The sequence below is a fragment of the Hydrocoleum sp. CS-953 genome, assembly GCF_002260545.1.
GTDB lineage: Bacteria > Cyanobacteriota > Cyanobacteriia > Cyanobacteriales > Microcoleaceae > Trichodesmium.
Map to the genome: position 1 here is coordinate 1 of NZ_LGSU01000030.1, position 1,325 is coordinate 1,325.

At 30.9% G+C, this 1,325-nt stretch carries 1 protein-coding gene and 1 pseudogene; both read left to right on the forward strand.

The window, feature by feature from the left end; genetic code table 11:
- Positions 1-1,052: Swt1 family HEPN domain-containing protein (locus tag AFK68_RS37785; protein ID WP_210407139.1), on the forward strand; the 1,052-nt coding region annotated here is incomplete at its 5' end.
- An 18-nt stretch (positions 1,053-1,070) separates the two neighbouring features.
- Positions 1,071-1,265, forward strand: a pseudogene (locus tag AFK68_RS43780) (putative dsRNA-binding protein); the annotation flags it as partial.
- Between the last annotated feature and the right edge of the window lie 60 nt (positions 1,266-1,325).

Below are 1,325 nucleotides of genomic sequence, written 5' to 3' on the forward strand. Positions count from 1 at the left end.
ATACTAAACAACTATTGAATCTGAAAAATAATATGACTATCCGTAATAACCCAGAGATAATTTGCAAAAGCTTGAATACTTTAAGTCAGGGTTTATACCCTTATATTGTCAAAGAAATGGAAGTAACTTACCCAAATGAATGGGTAAAGACTGCCAGACCAATTTTAAATATTGCCAAAAAAGATGACTTAGAAAAAAAACTTCAAGAAGATATATATTTACAGCTAAAATTAATCTCAAAAACATGGGATAATGTATTCAAAAAAAATAACAATTTGAGTAAAACAATAGTAGAAGAACTTATAGAAGTGCGCAATAAATGGGCGCATGGTACTCCATTTTCTATTGATGATACTTACCGTGCCCTTGACAGTATTGCCAGACTTCTTAAAACTATTGAAGCTGAAGCAGAAGTACAAGAAGTAGAAAAAGAAAAACGAGAAGTGTTACGACTTCTATCTCAACAACAATTTCGTTACGAAAATCTCCATACTCCTTCTATTTCTCCAGAAGAAGAAAAGAAGATTACAAAGAAATTAAATGAGATATTGGAAAAAATTTCTTTTCAAAATCCTTCTCTTTTAGAAGTTGCTTTAACTCACCGAACTTATCTTTATGAAAATCCTACAGAAGTAAGCGTAGATAATAATCGTTTAGAATTTCTTGGTGATGGTTTACTGAACTTTCTTAGTGGAGAGTATCTCTATAGTAAATACCCAAAAATGAAAGAAGGTGAAATGACTCAAAAACGTTCTAGTTTAGTAGATAATCAACAATTAGCGAAGTTGGCGAGAGATTTAAACCTTGGAGAATTTATTCTGTTAAGTAAAGGAGAAGAATCACAGGGAGGCCGTGAAAATAATTCATTACTAAGTGATGCTTTTGAAGCAGTTATTGCAGCTTATTATATTGATTCTGGTATTGAAGCAGTGCGCAATTTTTTAGAACCAATTTTTGCTGAAGCTCTTAAAAATTCTGCTAATTATGTGGATGAAACAGAATTTATTAATATTGATAACCCTATAGGTTATCTTCAAGAAAAGGTACAATAAAAGTTCAAAGTTGAGCCTACCTATGAAGTTGAAAGAGATGGTGGTTATGACCATCAACCAGAATATATAGCTAGAGTTTTTATAGGGGATGAAGACTATGGTGAAGCTAAAGGTAGTAGTAAAAAAGAAGCAAAAAAACAAGCTGCAAAAAATGCACTATCTAAATTGAAACAAGAAGGATTAATATTGCAAAAAATGCACTATCTAAATTGAAACAAGAAGGATTAATATAGATAAATATCAATGAATTTCAGATTACCAAATGATAGATAA